Genomic DNA, 19,006 nt, shown 5'->3' on the forward strand with positions numbered 1-19,006 from the left:
CCTTTTTGCAGCAATGCATTGGAGACTGGTGTTTCTTTTGTTCCTGCTTCCGGTACTGCCGTGTTCCCTTGTTGGGGGTGTGGTGGTCTGGTTGATGGGGTTGTTGTTTGAGAACTACATAGTGGACGCGAGCATCTGAGACACACGCACTTGTGTGTGTGTTTCTACAGCAATTTCTTTTTGATGAACCTGGCCTTTTGTGGTCGTGGTTCTCTCGAGTAGTTGATGCATCATGATCGGGCGTTTTGTTCGATGTGTGTGGTCAAGTTTTTAAGGGCACACGGTGGATGCCTTGGCATTAGGAGCCGAAGAAGGACGTAGGAATCTGCGATAAGCCTGGGGGAGTTGATAACCGAGCGTTGATCCCAGGATGTCCGAATGGGGAAACCCCGCACAACGCTGCAAGGTGATTGTGTGACCCGCATCTGAACACATAGGGTGCGTGGGGGGAACGCGGGGAAGTGAAACATCTCAGTACCCGCAGGAAGAGAAAACAAGAGTGATTCCGTTAGTAGTGGCGAGCGAACGCGGATCAGGCTAAACCGTTTCCATGTGTGATAGCCGGCGGGCGTTGCATGGGCGGGGTTGTGGGACTTTCCGTTCTGGTTCTGCCGGGCCAGTGAGGTGAGAGTGCGTGCATAGGTGAACGGTCTTGAAAGGCCGGCCAGAGAGGGTGTGAGCCCCGTAACCGTAATGTTGTGTGCCGCCTGGAGAGTATCCCAAGTAGCACGGGGCCCGAGAAATCCCGTGCGAATCTGTCAGGACCACCTGATAAGCCTAAATACTTCCTAATGACCGATAGCGGACCAGTACCGTGAGGGAAAGGTGAAAAGTACCCCGGGAGGGGAGTGAAACAGTACCTGAAACCGTGTGCTTACAATCCGTCGGAGCAGCCTTTGTAGTTGTGACGGCGTGCCTTTTGAAGAATGAGCCTGCGAGTTAGTGTTACGTCGCGAGGTTAACCCGTGTGGGGTAGCCGTAGCGAAAGCGAGTCTGAACAGGGCGAGTGTAGTGGCGTGATCTAGACCCGAAGCGGAGTGATCTACCCATGGCCAGGTTGAAGCGACGGTAAGACGTCGTGGAGGACCGAACCCACTTCAGTTGAAAATGGAGGGGATGAGCTGTGGGTAGGGGTGAAAGGCCAATCAAACTCCGTGATAGCTGGTTCTCCCCGAAATGCATTTAGGTGCAGCGTTGCGTGTTTCTTGCCGGAGGTAGAGCTACTGGATGGCCGATGGGCCCTACAAGGTTACTGACGTCAGCCAAACTCCGAATGCCGGTAAGTCAGAGCGCAGCAGTGAGACTGTGGGGGATAAGCTTCATAGTCGAGAGGGAAACAGCCCAGACCACCAACTAAGGCCCCTAAGCGTGTGCTAAGTGGGAAAGGATGTGGAGTTGCGAAGACAACCAGGAGGTTGGCTTAGAAGCAGCCATCCTTGAAAGAGTGCGTAATAGCTCACTGGTCAAGTGATTCCGCGCCGACAATGTAGCGGGGCTCAAGTACACCGCCGAAGTTGTGGATTTCACACAGTACCCTAGCCTTCGTGGTTCAGGGGTGTGGAGTGGTAGGGGAGCGTCGTGTGGGCAGTGAAGTCGCGGTGGAAACCAGCGGTGGAGCCTACACGAGTGAGAATGCAGGCATGAGTAGCGAAAGACGGGTGAGAAACCCGTCCGCCGAATGATCAAGGGTTCCAGGGTCAAGCTAATCTGCCCTGGGTAAGTCGGGACCTAAGGCGAGGCCGACAGGCGTAGTCGATGGACAACGGGTTGATATTCCCGTACCGGCGAAAAACCGCCCATGCCAAGCGGGGGATACTAACCGCCCGGAGCCTGCCCGCTCACCCTTGTGGTGTTGTGGGTTTTGGCCGAGCGCGGGACCTGATCCCGGGAGGTAAGCGTATTAACAGGTGTGACGCAGGAAGGTAGCCGGGCCGGGCGATGGTTGCCCCGGTCTAAGGATGTAGGGTCAGGGATAGGCAAATCCGTTCCTGTGTGTTTCGAGCACGATCCTGAGATCTGATGGGACCCCCGTTCGGGGGGATCCGGTGATCCTATGCTGCCTAGAAAAGCATCGACGCGAGGTTTTAGCCGCCCGTACCCCAAACCGACACAGGTGATCAGGTAGAGAATACCAAGGCGATCGAGAGAATTATGGTTAAGGAACTCGGCAAAATGCCCCCGTAACTTCGGGAGAAGGGGGGCCTGCCCCGTGATGGAGACTTGCTCTCCGTGAGCGGGTGTGGGCCGCAGAGACCAGGGGGAAGCGACTGTTTACTAAAAACACAGGTCCGTGCGAAGTCGCAAGACGATGTATACGGACTGACTCCTGCCCGGTGCTGGAAGGTTAAGAGGACCGGTTAGCTCTTCGGAGCGAAGCTGAGAATTTAAGCCCCAGTAAACGGCGGTGGTAACTATAACCATCCTAAGGTAGCGAAATTCCTTGTCGGGTAAGTTCCGACCTGCACGAATGGAGTAACGACTTCCCCGCTGTCTCAACCATAAACTCGGCGAAATTGCAGTACGAGTAAAGATGCTCGTTACGCGCAGCAGGACGGAAAGACCCCGAGACCTTTACTATAGTTTGGTATTGGTGTTCGGAGTGGCTTGTGTAGGATAGGTGGGAGACGTTGAAGCCCGGACGCCAGTTCGGGTGGAGTCATCGTTGAAATACCACTCTGGTCACTTTGGACATCTAACTTCGGCCCGTGATCCGGGTCAGGGACAGTGCCTGATGGGTAGTTTAACTGGGGCGGTTGCCTCCTAAAAAGTAACGGAGGCGCCCAAAGGTTCCCTCAGCCTGGTTGGCAATCAGGTGTCGAGTGTAAGTGCACAAGGGAGCTTGACTGTGAGAGAGACATCTCGAGCAGGGACGAAAGTCGGGACTAGTGATCCGGCGGTACATTGTGGAATGGCCGTCGCTCAACGGATAAAAGGTACCTCGGGGATAACAGGCTGATCTTGCCCAAGAGTCCATATCGACGGCATGGTTTGGCACCTCGATGTCGGCTCGTCGCATCCTGGGGCTGGAGTAGGTCCCAAGGGTTGGGCTGTTCGCCCATTAAAGCGGTACGCGAGCTGGGTTTAGAACGTCGTGAGACAGTTCGGTCCCTATCCGCTGCGCGCGCAGGAAATTTGAGAAGGGCTGTCCTTAGTACGAGAGGACCGGGACGGACGAACCTCTGGTGTGTCAGTTGTACTGCCAAGTGCACCGCTGATTAGCTACGTTCGGATGGGATAACCGCTGAAAGCATCTAAGCGGGAAGCTCGCTTCAAGATGAGATTTCCATACACAATTTGTGTGAGAGGCCCCCAGCCAGACCACTGGGTTGATAGGCCGGATGTGGAAGCGAGGACTAACGACTCGTGAAGCTGACCGGTACTAATAGGCCAACAACTTACACCACACACAACACACTGCACGCGTCCACTATGTGGTTCCCAACCAACAACCCACCAGTTGAAACAGGAACCAACAACTAAATAACAACACCACAGTTGTAACCAACAGTCTTCCCACCCCCACCACACAAGAGCGGGGGAACGGGTAACAAGGTTACGGCGGTCATAGCGTGGGGGAAACGCCCGGTCCCATTCCGAACCCGGAAGCTAAGACCCACAGCGCCGATGGTACTGCACCCGGGAGGGTGTGGGAGAGTAGGACACCGCCGGACACACATTCAGAAAGGCCCCAACCACGACGGTTGGGGCCTTTCGACTTTAACAACCACAAACACCATGTAATGAGGTTGGTCTCCGCCACCGCCGACGCTTCCACCCCCGGTAGAGTTGGTGGTCATGGAAAATCTCTTCAGCCACCCTGACCAAGAGCCCGAGGCGTCCCGCACCGGCGAGGACCTTGAGCCGCTCATCGTCAGTGTCGTCGTACCCACTACCGTCCCGCATGCCTTCCAGGGATTCACGGATCATCCCCACCTTTGGTGGCCGCTGGAAGAGGAGAGCGTTTACGGCGCTGGCTCCCACGTGGAGTTTGAGGAGAACCTCATCCTGGAGACAGCCGAGGACGGCCGTACATCAGTGTGGGGCACCATTGATGACTGGCAGCCGCCGTTGTCCTTCCACGCCAGCTGGTACCCCGCTGGCACGCCCTTATGGTCCACCGAGATCCGGGTGGTCTTCAGTGCAGTCGAGGGTGGCACGGAAGTGCGCCTCATCCACGACGGTTGGGAGGGCGCCGAAGACCCTGCAGCCTCCAGGGCGTCGTACGCGGAAGGCTGGCCCCGGGTTCTGGAGCGTTACGCAAGGTTCATGGGCGGAGCAGTTGCCTAGGGTTCGCAGGCTCAGCGCAGCTGACTGGCAACTCCTGAAGAAGGTCCGTCTGGAGATGCTCGCGGATACTCCCATGGCCTATATCGAGAGTGTTGACGCTGCACGACGCCAGACGGACAGTCAGTGGCAGGAACGCGCCGTTGCCATGTCCGGGGACGCGAGCATCACGTTGGTGGCCGACGACGGTGAGGACGGCTCCAGGTTCTGTGCCCTCATGCGGGTGGCCGTGAAGCATCCCCAGGATCCGGCGCGGTCGCTGCAGGCAGTGCTTATCAGTGTGTACGTAGCGCCCGAATATCGTGGACTTGGATTGGCCGATGAACTCCTGCAGCAGGCGGTCGAGGCAGCGGCCAAGGAGCTCAGCGCCCATTCCCTTGAACTGGGTGTCCACGAGGATAACGCGCGTGCCCAGGCCTTCTACCGCCGCCACGGTTTCGTGATCACGGGCGCCAGCCGGCCGTACCCGCAGGACACCACCAAACTGGAGCTCTTCATGGAGCGCCAGCTGCCGTAGCTGGCTGGCAGATGATTCCAGACGCGTGAACCCGTGCCTAGCCAGCAACAGTTTTTGGCACGGCCGTGCTGTTGCGAACAACCAGTTTGGTGGGATGCTCCGCATCGGCGGCCTCAAGGACCAGTCCATTGTTGATCGCTCCAAGGAGCGTCCGGACGGCCAACGCCCCCTGGCCTTTGGCGTCCTGGTCGATCGTGGTCAGGCCCAGGACAGCTCCGAGGTCGTGTCCGTCTATGCCCATGACGGAGAGATCCTCAGGAATACGTAGACCAAAATCGCGGGCCGCCAGGATGATTCCGATAGCCATCTCATCGGAGGCCGCGAAGACAGCTGTGGGCCGCTCAGGCGCACTTGCAAGCAGCTGCCGCGCAGCCGCGTACGCACCTTCGATAGTGAAGTCAGCAGTAACGATCCATTCGGGCCTGACCTGGCAGCCGGCGTCGTTCATTGCCTTTTCGAAGCCGCCGCGGCGGGTTCCGGGCAGCTGGAAGTCCTGGTTGTACGTTTCGTTTCCCGTGATGTGCGCGATTTTCCTGTGGCCGAGTCCCAGCAGATGGTTGGTGGCCTGCATTGCGATGCCGGCATCATTGATCCGGATGGTCGACGCTCCCGGCAGCGGCCCGCCAATGCCCACGATGGGCCGGTGCATGGCGTGGAGTTGCCGGGTCTCGCTTTCGCTGAGTTCCAGGGACACGGCGATCACAGCGTCGACGCGTTTGCGCAGCAGGAAATCGCTGAAGACGCTGTGGCGCCGCGCAGGGTTTTCGCCGATGTTGTACAGGGTGAGGTCGTAGCCAGCTTCGAGGAGTGCTGCCGAGGCTCCCTCGACCACCGCTGAATAGAACCAGCGGTGGACCGAGGGAACCACAAGGCCAACGTTGTGCGTACGGCCGGACGCCAGGCTTGAGGCGTGGTAAGACAACACAAAACCAAGTTCGGCGGCCGCGGCGCGTGCGCGCTCCCGGCTGGCGGGGGAGACATGCCCTTTGCCGCTCAAGGCCCGCGACACCGTAGCGACGGAAAGCCCTGCGTGCTCGGCCACGTCCTTGATGCCGGTCATGCTGCTCCTTGGTGGGAAATTAGCTGGCTGAAAGCCAGATTGTCTCCCCCGAGCCTAGTGGATGCGTGGCTTCGGCCGCGGAGCTGCGCAGGATGACCTCGCCCGCTGGCAACGGAAGGGATTCCGCCCCGACGTTCATGACAACCAGGGTGTTTCCATTCAGATACGCGAGGGTGGATTCCGTGCAGTAGTCCTCCACCCAGGCGAGCGACCCTGCGCCCAGCCGCAGCCGCGCCCGTTCGGCAAGCAGCGCGCGGTACAGGTTAAGGTGCGACGCCGGATCGGACTCCTGCTGGTCCCTCGCCAACGTGGGCCAAGACTCGGGTTGCGGGAGCCAGGGATCCTGTCCGTGCCCGAATCCCGCGTGGGGTTCAGCTGAACGCCAGGGCAGCGGCACGCGGCAGCCGTCGCGCCCGATCCTGGCCCCGCCGGTGCGGACGAAGGTGGGGTCCTGGCGCATGCTTCCCGGGATGCTCGTGGAGTCGGGCAGGCCGAGCTCTTCGCCTTGGTAGAGGTACGCCCCGCCCGGCAGGCCGAGCATGAACGCGGTTGCCGCGGCAGCCCGGCGTCGTCCGAGTTCTTCATTGGGCTGTTCGTCGTCCGGGCCGATACCGTCGCCGTCACGGGGGCCCGGGCCGTCGTAACCGAAGCGCGAGACGTGGCGGACGACGTCGTGGTTGGACAGGACCCAGGTGCTCGGGGCGCCTACGGCGTCCAGGGAAATCAACGAGTCCGTGATGATGTGGCGCAGGCGGTTGAGGTCCAGGCCGGCGTGGAGGTAGGGGAAGTTGAAGGCCTGGTGCATTTCATCAGGGCGGACCCATTGGGCAAGACGGGGCAGCGGATCCACGTTGGCCTCGGCGCACAGGATGCGGTCCGGGCCGTACTCCTCCAGGATGGAACGCCAGCGACGGTAAATGTCATGCAGGGCCCGCTGGCCAAACATGGGAGCGTCCTGGCCGGGGAAGCCTTCCGAGCTGTTTCCGTCGGGCCGCCCGCCCCAGTTTGGCAGGCCGGGGGCCTTGACCAACGCGTGGGCCACGTCGACGCGGAAACCGGAAATCCCACGGTCCAGCCAGAAGCGGAGGACGCGTTCGAACTCCGCGTGAACCGCTGGGTTGTCCCAGTTGAAGTCCGGCTGCGAGGAATCGAAGAGGTGGAGGTACCACTGCCCTGCCCGACCGTCCGACTCGATGACCCGGGTCCAGGCCGGTCCGCCGAAGTGCGACTGCCAGTTGTTGGGTGGTTCGTTGCCGTCCGGTCCAAGTCCGTCCCGGAAAATGAAGACTTCGCGCTCGGGGCTGTGCGGCCCCGCTGCCAAAGCGGCCTGAAAAGCGACGTGCTGGTCCGAGCAGTGGTTGGGGACGATGTCGGCAATCACCCGGAGATTGAGCCGGTTGGCTTCGGCAATCAGGGCATCGAAGTCTGTCAGCGTTCCGAACAGGGGATCGACGTCGCAATAGTCGCTGACGTCGTACCCGGCGTCACGCTGAGGCGAGCGGTAGAACGGCGACAACCATACGGCGTCGACTCCCAGGCCTGCCAGCTGCGCGAGCTCGGCGGTGATGCCCGCAAGGTCGCCGATGCCATCGCCATTGAAGTCCCGGAAGGACCGCGGATAGATCTGGTAAATGACGGCGGAACGCCACCAACCGTGGGCCGTGGAGGCATCGTGGATGGGGGTGATTTGCGTAAACGCTGCAGGGGGCTCGACGGCGGAATCCTGGAGCAGAGAATCAACGGACATGGAGTCATCGTAGAAGAGGATCACCAAAATTGTAAACGTTTCCAGTGCTGAGGATGCTGTTATTACAAGCCCTAAGCCATGCACGCCGTATTGCGTGCAGCGTGACAGTCGAACTGTTGGAAACGTTTGCAGATGCGGCCCTGAAAGCATCCGCGATGCTCTGGCTAGACTGGCCTGACGACTGCGAAGACTGCCGGTTTGGCGTGTCCGCGGTGCTCATGTGGAGGGAATGTCTTGTCGGACGAAACGGCCATCGCCGGAACATCAGCAGAAAGCATCAGAAGCCGCACCATGGGTGAGGCAAAAGCCGGGGTGTCCCCGGCTGGAGCGGCTTTCCTGGACCAGTTAGCCAGCGGGCTTGCGGCCAAGCAGGTAGCCCGGGACGAAGAAACACTGACGGTTTACTCGATCGATCAGGGGCCAATGGTGGAGCGGCACCTTCCGCTCGCCGTCGTGTGGGCAGAATCGGTGGCGGATGTGCAGCACGTGGTCCGCAGCTGTGCCGCGCATCAGGTGCCGATCGTCGCGCGCGGCGCCGGAACGGGGGTCTCGGGAGGAGCGCACGCCACCGAAGGCTGCATCGTCCTGAGCCTGGAGCGGATGAACCGCATCCTGGACCTCAACCCCGACGACGAGACCGCCGTCGTCGAACCCGGCGTCATCAACGCCGACCTGAACGCCGCCGCCGCCGAATACGGCCTGATGTACGCGCCCGACCCGGCAAGTTACAAGATGTCCACCATTGGCGGCAACGTAGCCACCAACGCCGGAGGGCTCCGCTGCGCCAAATACGGGGTGACACGCGACTCGGTGTTGGCGCTCGACGTCGTCATGGCGGATGGGTCGCTCATGCGTACCGGACACCAGACCTTCAAGGGCGTGGCCGGCTACGACCTCACGGCGCTGCTGGTGGGATCGGAGGGAACCCTGGGCATCGTGGTGGGGGTGACCGTCCGACTGAAATACCTGCCACGGGAGGTGCACACCATCGCGGCGTTCTACCAGGACTTCCGCAGCGCTGCCGCGGGCGTCCTGGCTGTGGGCAAGGCGCGCGTGCAGCCCGCCATCATGGAGCTGCTGGACAACGGAACACTGGTCCAGCTCGATGAACTCCACGGAGGGGATCTGCAGAAGCGCGGGAAATCGTTGCTCCTGATCCAAACCGACGGTTTCGGTGCGGCTGCAGAGGCCGACGTCGTCCGGCAGGTTCTCGCCGCAGGCGGCGCCACTGTGACCACGGAAGCCAGCGCCGAGGCCGAAATGCTGGTGGAGCTGCGCCGCAACAGCCGCGGCGTGGAAGTGGACGACGAGTTCAGGGTGGGGGAGGATATTGCGGTTCCGCGGTCGCGCCTGGTGGACTTCGTAGCCTCGCTCGAGGCAATGGCCAAGCGCTTCGAGGTCAACCTCAAAGTGGTGGCCCACGCCGGCGACGGTAACCTGCACCCAACGTTCTGGATGGACCGGGTGGATCCCGCAACAGACGCCGATGCCTTGGTGCGACTCAATGCTGCCCTGGACGAATCGATCCGTGTGGGCCTGGAAATGGGCGGCACCATCACCGGTGAGCACGGGGTAGGACAGTACAAGCTGCGGTGGCTTGGACTGGAGCAGCCTGAGCCGGTGCGTGAGCTGCAGCGCAGGATCAAGGAGCTGTTTGATCCGCAGGGGATCCTGAATCCGGGGAAGGCCATCTAGCGTCAGACGCTGCGCGGGAGTTTCAGAACTTTCCGAAGGTGTGAAACCTTTTGCCGGCTCCCGGACAATACAGGGCATGGGGAACAATGAGGCCGGGGATTTCCGGCTGTGGCAGGAAAGCCTGAGGGGCGACGGTGCCTCCTTCGGACTGCTGTTCGATCGGCACCGGGACCGGATCTTCCGCCACGCTTACCGGCTGGCGGCGGACCGGACCGAAGCCGAAGACATCATGTCCACGGCATTTCTTGAACTGTGGCGGTGCAGGGCCAAAGTTCGGCTGGTCGAGGGATCGGTGCTTCCGTGGCTGCTGGTAACAACCACGAATATCGCCCGGAACAGCAAGAGGGCCATGTTCCGTTACAGGAAATTGCTCGACTCCCTGCCGAGATTCGAAGCGGCGAGTACGGCCTCGGATGAGTTCGTGCTCCAAAAGGAGATGGACCAGGACGCTGCGCGGGCACTGGGCACGCTCAACAATCTTGACCTGCAGCTCGTGAGCCTGGTCATCTTCGAGGATTACACCATCGCCGAGGCCGCGAAAGTGTTGGACCTGACGCCCGCGGCCGCCAAAACCCGGATGCACCGTGCGCGTCAAAGGATGAAAGCGGCATGGGGCACGTTTCAGTCAGCACCTGCATTGGAAGGCGACCGATCATGAGCCAGTTACAGCCGGATGAATTGTTGAGCAGGGCCCTGCGCTCAGAGCTGGTCGCACGGGTTCACAAGGCCTCCCCGTCCCGAAAACGCAAGCACATGCGGCTTTGGTTGGGAGCAGGCTGCGTGGTGGGCGTCGGGCTCTTGGGCGGTGTAGGCGCAGCGGCGGCAGGATATTTCGTGATGCCGGGGAGCCAGCAAGTGACGTCCCTCTCCGCGCCCGTCTCGGGGAGCTATGAAGGAACAGCCACCGTCGACCTCGGCGAACCGCCTGCCGGCACCACAGGTATTCAAATGGAGCTCACGTGCCTTTCACCTGGATTCCTCAAGATCGGCGACGGGGGAGCTGGCCTTGGCTGCACCAGCGAGGACCTTGTCCGGGGCCCCTACACCTCCCGGGGAATCAGCCCGCTCATACCTGGCCGGACGAGCCTGACGATTTCCACTGGCTCCAACACGCGCTGGAAGATCACTGCAAAGTACGTCAATCAGGAAACAACTGAATGGGCCGTTAACGATGATGGAAAGACCTACGGGATGGAGAACGAAAAAGGGGCGCCGGACCTGATCGCTGTGATTGCGACCAATGAAACGCGGGGCTACGTGTACAGAACGGATCTGGAAGAGGCGGACGGGACGGCTGCGATGAAGACCTTCAGGAGCCCTGCCGATGCTTTGGCTTGGCAGGAGGCACGGGCGGGGAAGTCCGTGGCGATTCCCGTGTATGACGTCAACGGCAAGAAAGTGGTGGGGGAGTTCGTCATCGGCGGTGGGATCGCCGTTGAACAGCTCACGGTTCCTGTTCCTTCTGCTGGCATGCAGTGACCCGCGGGCGAGGGGCACTCCAGCACTGATTCTCAGTGGTATCCCAAGCTTACTCGCGGTCGAGTGAACGTCAGGTTGACCTCGCGCAATAACGCGGATTTACATCCAAGCGATCAACCCATACTCTTGTTTGGTATACCAAAGAGGCTATGAGGAGATCGACGTGTCAGAACAGCGCCGGGCGGTGCCCCAATCTTCGGGACGTCGCTCCCACGTCCCTACGGCTCTGGTGTTGCTCGCCTTGGTGCTGGTGTCTGTCAATCTCCGTCCCGCCATCACCACAGTCGCGGGCGTCATGGCGCAGGTGCCCGGCGCGTTCGGCCTGGATCCGGCTCTGCTGCCCCTGTTAGGCACGCTCCCTGTGTTGGCCTTCGGAGTGTCCGGGCCGATCGGGCCGTGGTTGGCCCGACGCCTCGGGACAGGCCGGGCCGTCGCCGTCGCGCTTTTGGTATTGGCGGCAGCATTGATCATCCGCTCGACCGTACCTGCACTCCTGTTGCCCGGGACCTTCCTGGCCGGCATGGCGATCATGACCGCCAGCGTGCTGGTGCCCCAGATCGTCAAAGCCAACCGCGGCACAGGATGGTGGACGGGGCTGTGCACCATGGGATTCGGTCTTGGCGCTGCGCTCGGTGCGGGCCTGGTCCAACCCCTGGAACTGACCTTCGGCGGCAATCTTGCTTCAGCCCTGGCGGTGTGGGCGGTACCGGCCCTCATCGGTGCGTTCCTGATCCACCGCTCTGGAGGGCGTCCGACGGCGGCACTCGCCTCGTCCGCCTCCGTCACCACGGCGGTCGGTGCCACGGCGGTCGGCGCCACCGCGGTCGGCGCGCCAGGAGCGCCGTCGGACGTCCCGCCGTCGGACGTTAGCGCTCCGCTCAGAAGGCAACGCACCGCGTGGGCCGTGACGGCCTTCTTTGGCCTCCAGGCCATGCTGTACTTCGCCATCACATCCTGGTTGGCTGTCTACCTGGTGTCCCGTGGCCTTGGCCCTGCCGATGCCGCTGCGCTCCTTGCCTGGTTCAGCCTCGCCGGACTCCCGGCCAGCCTGCTGGCTCCCGTCCTGGCCAGCCGGCCTGCAATCCTTCGGATCCTGGCGCCGGGGCTGGGACTCTCGGTGGCTGCGGCACTGCTGGGTGTTCTGGCGGCGCCTGCGGAGCTTCAGTTCCTGGCAGTGGGGATCCTGGGGGTTGTGCAAAGCGCCGGGTTCGGACTCGGCATGGCGTTGATGGTGATTCGATCAGCCGGACCGGAGTCGGCCGGGAAACTGTCCGCCATGAGCCAAGGGTTTGGCTTCGCGCTGGCCTCGTTGGGTCCGTTGCTGGCGGGGCTGCTGCACGAGATCACCGGAGGCTGGGAGGTAACCTTCTGCGTGCTGGCCGCGGAAGCGGTGGTGCTCGCCGTCGCCGGTTTCTTCGCCATCCGCGGGCCTTTGGTGAGCGTCGGTCCCGGGACTGTCAGAGGGCAATCCAGCGGCGTATCCTCGCGGTATGAGCAACTCATCATCGACGAACCAGCCAAGTAGCCCGGCAACGGAAATCCTTGAAACCAACGAATGCTGGGAACTGCTCCGCGGCGTTTCGGTGGGCCGGCTGGCCGTGGTGGTGGACCACCAGCCGGACATTTTTCCCGTGAATTACAAGGTGGACCACGGCACCATGGTGTTCCGGACAGGAGAAGGCACCAAGCTGCACGCGGCACTCAGCGATACCCCTGTCGCCATCGAGGCCGACGGCGTGAATCCTGAAACCGGAGTGGCCTGGAGCGTAGTCGTCAAGGGACAAGCCACCGCTGTGAGCCTGACGCAGGAAGTGCTGGATACCATCGGCCTCCTGCTTTTCCCTTGGGAGGCGGGCCAGAAGGACCAGTTCATCAGGATCATTCCCTCTTCCGTGACCGGACGCCGGTTCACGGTGACGCCGCCGGATACGTGGTGGACCCCGATGGATAAAGCACCCACGGCGCGGAGCGAGTAGGCCGGGCAGCAAAGAACCCGCCCTTACGCGGAGCCCTCACCGTACGACGGCCAGAGCTCCGTGCAAGAGCGGGTTCGGCAACAGCTAAACGAGTTCCAGCTGGTCCGCCACAACGCGACCGGCATGAATGACCGTGCGGTCCTTGCCCCGGTCCATCACCGTGGAGGCCACGGTTTCGCCGTCCACCAGGAGCAGCTCCGCGGGATCGCCGACCTCGACGCCGGGACGGTGGGCGGTGTCCTTCAGCCTGGTCGCGCCGGGGTCCAGAATGCTGGCACCACCAATGGTGGCGATGGCCAGGCAGTGCTCAATCAGCTCGTCCTTCCGGAACCCATGGGTGAAGGCGAGCTGCCAGGTCCGGTCCAGCATGTCAGTGTTGCCATAGGGGGACCAGTAGTCGCGCTGGCCGTCCTCGCCCAGACCCAGACGGACCCCGGCCTCGGTCAGCAGAGGAATCGGCAGCTGACCGGCGGCAGCGGGTGCAACCGAAGCCAGGGAGACGTCAAGCTCCGCGAAGGCGTCAATCAGCCTGCGGGTGGTGGCCTCATTAACACTGCCCAGTTGGTAGGCGTGGGACATGGTCACCTGGCCCTGCATGCCCAAAGCGCGGGTGCGCTCCAGTACCAGATCGGTGCTGAAGACACCCAGTTCACCAGGTTCGTGGAGGTGGATATCGATGGGAACCTGGTATTTTTCCGCCAGGCCGAACACGATGTCCAGATGCCTGGCCGGATCCCGGTCCACACTGCAAGGATCAATTCCGCCCATCACGTTGGCCCCGGCTTTCAGGGCTTCTTCCATGAGTTCCACGGTGCCCTCCTCCAGCAACAGGCCAGCCTGCGGGAAGGCAATGATGTCCACGGACGCCTGCGCCGCGAACTTCTCCTTGGCGGCAGCAACGGCGTCGAAACGCTCAAGACGGCAGTCCACGTCGACCTGGGCGTAGGAACGCACCCGGGTGGTGCCCCGCGCGATCATCCGTCCCAGGGTGTCGTTCACCCGGTCCTGCAAGGGCACCTCGGCGTTGCGCCAGTTCTGCCTGTCGTTCATCATCATGGTCCACACACCCGGGCCGCCGGTGTGCTCACGGAACGGCAAGCCGATCCGGGTGGAATCCAAGTGGACGTGCACGTCGGAGAAGGACGGCAGCAGCAAACGCCCACGGCCTTCCACTACGCTCACGTCACCTGGAATGACGCGTGACGGGTCATGCGGTTCGACGGCGGTGATCTTGCCGCCCGATTCGGCGTCGCCCGCTTCGCCTGCGGCGAGGGTGACGTCGCTGAGGGCCTGCCCCCAGGGGCGGACGGCACGGATCAGGGTATTCAATGGTTGCTCCTTCGGTTGTGAATCCATTGACTGCCGGTTATTGCGCGGCGGTCAAGACTTTTGCGGCATTGTCCACGTGGTGGCAGGCCGGCGCGGCGGGGGTGGCCGGTGCAGGAATCGAGTCGATGCAGCGGCGGCGTTGTTCCTCCGGCAGCGTGCCAATCAGCGGGCAACGGGTCCGGAAGACGCAGCCGCTGGGCGGATTGGCGGGAGAGGGGAGATCACCCCGGAGCCGCACCTTCACCTGTTCCCGGGCAGCACGCGGATCCGGCAGCGGGACCGCGGACAGCAGGGCCTTGGTATAGGGGTGCAAGGGGTTGCTGAACAAAACATCACGGGGTCCTTGTTCCACGATCTTGCCCAAGTACATAACAGCGACTTCGTGGGAGATGTGCCGGACCACAGAGAGATCGTGGGCGATGAAGATGTAGGAAACCCCGGTGTCCCGCTGGATTTGCTGGAGCAGGTTCACTACCTGCGCCTGGACTGAAACGTCCAAGGCGGACACAGGTTCGTCGCACACGATCACCGACGGGTTCAGTGATATGGCCCGGGCGATGCCCACCCGCTGCCGCTGCCCGCCGGAAAATTCATGGGGGAAGCGGTTGTAGTGCTCCGGCTTCAGTCCCACCTGGTCCAGAAGTTCCTTGACCCTGTTCTTCAGTCCACCTGGTGGGTTGATCTTCTGCGCCACCATGGGAGCCGCGATGGCGGTCCCCACGGATTGCCGCGGGTTCAGGGACGCGAAAGGGTCCTGGAAGATCATCTGGACCTTGCGCCGGAAGTTGTACAGGTCCCGGCCGCGCAGCTGGCTGATGTCCTCGCCGTCCACCAGGATTCGTCCGCCGGTCGGATCCAGTAGCCGGGCCACCATGCGTCCGGTGGTCGACTTACCGCACCCGGACTCACCGACCAGCCCCAAAGTCTGGCCTCGAGCGAGACTGAACGATACGCCGTCGACCGCTTTGACCGAACGTTTGGCGGCGCCCGGAAGGAGGCCGCCCTTCAGCGGAAAATGTTTCTGCAGGTTCTCTACCTGGAGAATTGCTTGCTGTTCCATGGCAGTCCTAACGGGAATTCCGGATGGTGATGATCTGCGGGCCGCTCAGGTGGCAGCGCTTGCCGTGCCCATCTTCGACGCGGAGTCCGGGCCGCTGGCTGGCGCAGACGCCGTCGCCGGCGAGATCGGCGTATTGGCACCGTGCGCTGAAAATGCAGCCCTTGGGCAGGTCAAGGAGCGACGGCGGCTGGCCGGGGATGGGGGTCAGCTGGCTTGCAGCGCCGGTGAGGGTCGGCATTGAGTTGAGCAGGCCCAAGGTGTACGGGTGCTGGGTGTCGTAGAAGACTTCGTCCACCGTCCCGGACTCGACGCACTGGCCGCCGTACATGACCAGAACGTTGTCGCAGACCTCGGCCACGACGCCGAGGTCGTGCGTGATGAGGATGAGCGCCGAGTTGGTCTCCTCCTGGAGCTCTGACATGAGATCCAGGATCTGGGCTTGGACCGTTACATCCAAGGCTGTGGTGGGCTCGTCCGCGATCAGGAGTTCGGGCTCGCAAATCAACGCCATCGCGATCATGGCGCGCTGCCGCATGCCCCCCGAGAAATGGTGCGGGTACTCGTCGAAGCGCTGCTCCGGGCTGGGAATCCCCACCCGTCCCAGCATGTCGACGGCGGCAGCCCGGGTCTGCTTCTTGCTCGCCTTGTTATGGACCAGGTACGCCTCTGCGATCTGGTGCCCCACCGTGTAGAAGGGGTGGAGGGCCGAGAGGGGATCCTGGAAGATCATGCCGATGTTGCGGCCGCGAAGTTGGCGCATGGCCGACTCGGGGAGGGCAACAAGGTCCTTGCCCTGGAACATTGCCTGGCCGCTGACCTTTGCCGAGGTGCCCTTCAACAGGCCCATCAGCGCCTGGCTGGTCACGGACTTTCCGGAGCCGGATTCACCCACGATGCCAAGGGTCTGGCCGCGATCCAACGTGAAGTCCATGCCGTTCACTGCGGAGACAACGCCGTCGTCCGTAGGGAATTTCACGGTCAGGTCGCGGACCTCAAGGAAAGGCGCGGTAGCTGTGGCGCCCGCCGTTGTTGCTGTGTGGAGCTGGGTCATTGGAGCCTCACTCTGGGATCGATGGCGGCATAGGCGAGGTCCACGGCAACGTTGGCGACGATGACGAAGAACGCGGCCAGCATGGTGATGGCCATGGTGACAGGGAGGTCGCCGGAGATCGCGGCGTGCACTGCCGTGAAACCCAGGCCAGGGACGGAGAAGATCTGCTCCGTGAGGACAGCGCCGCCGAGCAAGAGGCCAATGTCCATGCCCAGCATCGTCACTACCGGGGTGATGCCGGCCCGGACGCCGTGCTTGAACGTGACGGTCCGGGGCGCGAGGCCTTTCGCGCGTGCTGTGCGGATGAAGTCCTCACCGAACGTCTCAATCATGTTGGTGCGCGTCACCCGGATGTAGGAGGCGCTGAAGAGCACTGCCAAGGCGATCCAGGGCAGCAGGTAGTTGGCCACCCAGGCTCCCGGACCCTGTGGACCGAACGGGCTGTTGATCTCGTTGGTGGTGAAGGGCAGCAGATGGAGTTGGTTGACGAACAAGAGCAGCAGGAAGAGGCCTGTGACGGGGATAGGCAGCGAGACGCCCACAGAGGCGGCCCCGACGATGAACTTGTCCACCGGGGTTCCCTTGCGCAACGCAGCGAGGAGGCCGAGCCCCACGCCCGTGATGGTCCAGAGCACCAACGCGCCGATGGCCATGGAGAAGGTGTAGGGCAGTGATCGGCCGATGATGTCAGCGACGTTCTCGTTGGTTTGGAAGGACTTGCCCAGGCAAGGCCATTCGCAGAGGGTCTGTGCCCCCGGGGCTCCGATCATCCTCGAGGAGAAGAGCCCCCGGATGTAGTCGAAGTACTGGATGAAAAACGGTTGGTCCATGCCCAAGGCAACACGGGCCTCGGAGACGCGCTCGGGTGTGCACTCCTGGCCGCAGGCAGCCGCTGCGGGGTCGGACGGTCCCAGCTGGAACAAGGTGAAGGTGATGAAACTTACCGCGAAAAGGAGCAGGACCAACGATCCGGCCCGGCGAAGAATGAACGTCATCATGGTGGTGGTTGCGGGCCGCCCGCCACTGCAGGCGGCCCGCTTCTCCTTCTGGACTAATGGTTCGAAAGCGCAGTTAGTGCTCGACGCCGACGATCGAGAGGTCGATGCCACCGAAGAAGTAGCCCACCTGGGCGTTGCGGACATTGAAGCCCACGACGCTGTTGGTGTGGGTGCGGATGAGCGGCACAATTGGGTAGGTCTTCAACGCTGTACCAAAGGCTTCCGACCACTTCTTGCCCAGTTCCTCGGAGGAGCCGTCCGTGTTGCGCAGCTCGAACATCGTCTTGGAAACTACGGGATCGAAGTAGCGGGACGTGTTGGAGAAGCCGTAGCTGGTGCCGTCATTGTTCGGTCCCAGCAACGGATCCGCGGAGGTACGGACGGAAGCGGGATCGGCCCCTCCACACCAACCGGAGCGGCCCATGTCCGGAAGCTGCTCGCTGGCAAGGACCGAGTAGTAGTTCGGGGCGGGAATCGGCACGAGCTCGACGTCGATTCCCAGGGCCTTCAGGTTCTGCTGGACCACGGTGCCGGTGTTCTTGAAGGCGTCGCGGTTGTTGGCGTAGCCGTACGTGAGGGTTTTGGGGTATTCCTTTCCTTCAAGCAGCTTCTTGGCCTCTTCCAGTTTGGGCTTGCCTGCCGGGTCAAGTTCCAGCGGCGTCTCCACGTAGCCGCGCATCTTGTCGTTCAGCGGGCTCTGGGTCAGTTCGCCAAAGCGTCGTCCGCCGTACTGCACCAGAATGGATTGGCGGTCCAGGGCCAGGGCGATTGCCTTGCGGACATCGGGATCCTTGATCTTTTCCGTGTTCAGGCTCAGGACGTCGTTGCAGCCAAGCAGCCCGGATGCCACACGGTCCTTGACCTTGGCGTCAGCGAGTTTCGCGGAGTCCGAGGTCTGCAGGGCGCCGTTGGAATCAAGCGTGATGGCGTTTGGATCCGAGTCCGCCAGCAGCTGCTGGCTGATGGTGGCCTGGGACGTGGAGAGGGAGAAGCTGAACGTGTCCGGAAGCGCCGAACGGTTGGGGTCCGTGGACGGGTCCCAGTGCGGGTTGCGAACCAGCTTCAAGGACTTGCCCCGGTTGTAGGACTCCACCATGTACGGACCGGACGATACTGGGTGGTTGGTGTAGTCCAGCTTGGTGTCCTTGGCCTTGGGGACCGGCGCGGTGTTGGACCGGGAAGCCAGCGCCGGGAATTCGGCGAACGGCTTCTTCAGGTGGAAGACCACGGTGCGCTCGTCCGGTGTTTCAACCGCCTTGAGCACAGCGGAAGGATCCTTGTAAGGCCCCTTGTACCCGCCGGCGTCGAGCGCTGCATTCAACTCCTGCGGCGCCTGGGTGAAAACGTCCTGCGCGAAGGTGCGCTCCACGCCGTACTTGATGTCGGCCGAAGTAATGGGCGTGCCGTCCTCGAACTTCACGCCTTCCTTGAGGGTGAAGGTCCAGCTCAGGCCGTCGTCGGACGCTTTGCCGGTGTCCGTGGCGAGGTCCGGCACCACCGTCGGAGGCTGACCTGCTGTTTCCTTGGCCATGGTGAGTGTCCGGTAGTAGAGCTGTCCGACGTTGGCGGTCTGAACGTAGTTGCTGTTTCCGGGATCGAGCGTCTGGAAGTCCGAGGACATCAGGACGTTGATGTTGCCGCCCTTGCCGGTGAAGCCGGACTTGACCACAACGGGTGCGAGTTCGGTGACGGATTCGGCGGGCTTTGAGCTGTTGGGCTGGTTTTGGCCTGCCGCGCAGCCGGTAGCGGCCACTGCGATCAGCACGGAAAGCGCCAGTGCTCTCGTGGGGGTTTTCATAATGCTCCTAGG

Annotated in this window: 14 protein-coding genes and 2 rRNA genes; 9 read left to right on the plus strand and 7 right to left on the minus strand. The window is 62.3% G+C overall.

All coding sequences use genetic code 11. The annotated features are described in order from the left end of the window. Positions 1-260: 260 nt before the first annotated feature. From N5P29_RS04560 to N5P29_RS04575, 4 genes are all read left to right on the plus strand, one after another. A 23S ribosomal RNA gene (locus N5P29_RS04560) occupies positions 261-3,404 on the plus strand. Positions 3,405-3,554: 150 nt separating this feature from the next. Continuing rightward, positions 3,555-3,671: ribosomal RNA gene (gene rrf, locus N5P29_RS04565) — 5S ribosomal RNA — on the plus strand. A 124-nt stretch (positions 3,672-3,795) separates the two neighbouring features. After that, positions 3,796-4,287, plus strand: a complete 492-nt coding sequence (locus N5P29_RS04570) for an SRPBCC domain-containing protein (RefSeq protein WP_262277476.1) — start codon at positions 3,796-3,798, stop codon at positions 4,285-4,287. Beyond that, the gene (locus tag N5P29_RS04575) at positions 4,280-4,801 is read left to right on the plus strand and encodes a GNAT family N-acetyltransferase (RefSeq protein ID WP_262277477.1); all 522 of its coding nucleotides are present in this window, start codon (positions 4,280-4,282) and stop codon (positions 4,799-4,801) included. Before N5P29_RS04570 ends, N5P29_RS04575 begins: the two co-directional genes overlap by 8 nt. A 37-nt stretch (positions 4,802-4,838) precedes the next feature. Here the strand turns inward: N5P29_RS04575 and N5P29_RS04580 are convergent, their stop codons facing one another. Continuing rightward, complete coding sequence (locus tag N5P29_RS04580) at positions 4,839-5,861, minus strand: LacI family DNA-binding transcriptional regulator (RefSeq protein WP_262277478.1); 1,023 nt, start codon at positions 5,859-5,861, stop codon at positions 4,839-4,841. Positions 5,862-5,880: 19 nt separating this feature from the next. Next, the gene (locus N5P29_RS04585; protein ID WP_262277479.1) at positions 5,881-7,608 is read right to left on the minus strand and encodes a glycoside hydrolase family 13 protein; all 1,728 of its coding nucleotides are present in this window, start codon (positions 7,606-7,608) and stop codon (positions 5,881-5,883) included. A 291-nt stretch (positions 7,609-7,899) separates the two neighbouring features. Between N5P29_RS04585 and N5P29_RS04590 the strand changes: the two genes are divergently transcribed. From N5P29_RS04590 to N5P29_RS04610, 5 genes are all read left to right on the plus strand, one after another. Further along, entirely contained in the window at positions 7,900-9,303 is a 1,404-nt protein-coding gene (locus tag N5P29_RS04590) for an FAD-binding oxidoreductase (protein WP_262278505.1), read from the plus strand. Positions 9,304-9,379: 76 nt separating this feature from the next. Continuing rightward, positions 9,380-9,961, plus strand: a complete 582-nt coding sequence (locus N5P29_RS04595; RefSeq protein ID WP_262277480.1) for an RNA polymerase sigma factor — start codon at positions 9,380-9,382, stop codon at positions 9,959-9,961. After that, positions 9,958-10,782: a peptidase M56 family protein gene (locus tag N5P29_RS04600; protein WP_262277481.1), complete on the plus strand. Its 825-nt coding sequence runs from the start codon at positions 9,958-9,960 to the stop codon at positions 10,780-10,782. Before N5P29_RS04595 ends, N5P29_RS04600 begins: the two co-directional genes overlap by 4 nt. Before the next feature lie 163 nt (positions 10,783-10,945). Beyond that, on the plus strand, positions 10,946-12,307 hold the full coding sequence (locus tag N5P29_RS04605) for an MFS transporter (RefSeq protein ID WP_262277482.1): 1,362 nt from the start codon (positions 10,946-10,948) through the stop codon (positions 12,305-12,307). Continuing rightward, positions 12,273-12,758: a pyridoxamine 5'-phosphate oxidase family protein gene (locus N5P29_RS04610; RefSeq protein ID WP_262277483.1), complete on the plus strand. Its 486-nt coding sequence runs from the start codon at positions 12,273-12,275 to the stop codon at positions 12,756-12,758. Before N5P29_RS04605 ends, N5P29_RS04610 begins: the two co-directional genes overlap by 35 nt. Before the next feature lie 84 nt (positions 12,759-12,842). On the opposite strand, the gene N5P29_RS04615 is transcribed toward N5P29_RS04610, so the two are convergent. The 5 genes from N5P29_RS04615 to N5P29_RS04635 form a co-directional block, all read right to left on the minus strand. After that, on the minus strand, positions 12,843-14,087 hold the full coding sequence (locus tag N5P29_RS04615; RefSeq protein ID WP_262277484.1) for an amidohydrolase family protein: 1,245 nt from the start codon (positions 14,085-14,087) through the stop codon (positions 12,843-12,845). A gap of 37 nt (positions 14,088-14,124) precedes the next feature. Continuing rightward, positions 14,125-15,147, minus strand: coding sequence for an ABC transporter ATP-binding protein (locus tag N5P29_RS04620; RefSeq protein WP_262277485.1), 1,023 nt, complete (start codon positions 15,145-15,147; stop codon positions 14,125-14,127). Between the two features lie 7 nt (positions 15,148-15,154). Further along, positions 15,155-16,198: an ABC transporter ATP-binding protein gene (locus N5P29_RS04625; RefSeq protein WP_262277486.1), complete on the minus strand. Its 1,044-nt coding sequence runs from the start codon at positions 16,196-16,198 to the stop codon at positions 15,155-15,157. Continuing rightward, a complete protein-coding gene (locus N5P29_RS04630; protein WP_144662842.1) occupies positions 16,195-17,196 on the minus strand; it encodes an ABC transporter permease in 1,002 nt (333 codons plus the stop codon). Before N5P29_RS04630 ends, N5P29_RS04625 begins: the two co-directional genes overlap by 4 nt. A gap of 73 nt (positions 17,197-17,269) precedes the next feature. Beyond that, the gene (locus N5P29_RS04635; RefSeq protein ID WP_262277487.1) at positions 17,270-18,994 is read right to left on the minus strand and encodes an ABC transporter substrate-binding protein; all 1,725 of its coding nucleotides are present in this window, start codon (positions 18,992-18,994) and stop codon (positions 17,270-17,272) included. Between the last annotated feature and the right edge of the window lie 12 nt (positions 18,995-19,006).

Source organism: Paenarthrobacter sp. JL.01a (assembly GCF_025452095.1).
GTDB lineage: Bacteria > Actinomycetota > Actinomycetes > Actinomycetales > Micrococcaceae > Arthrobacter.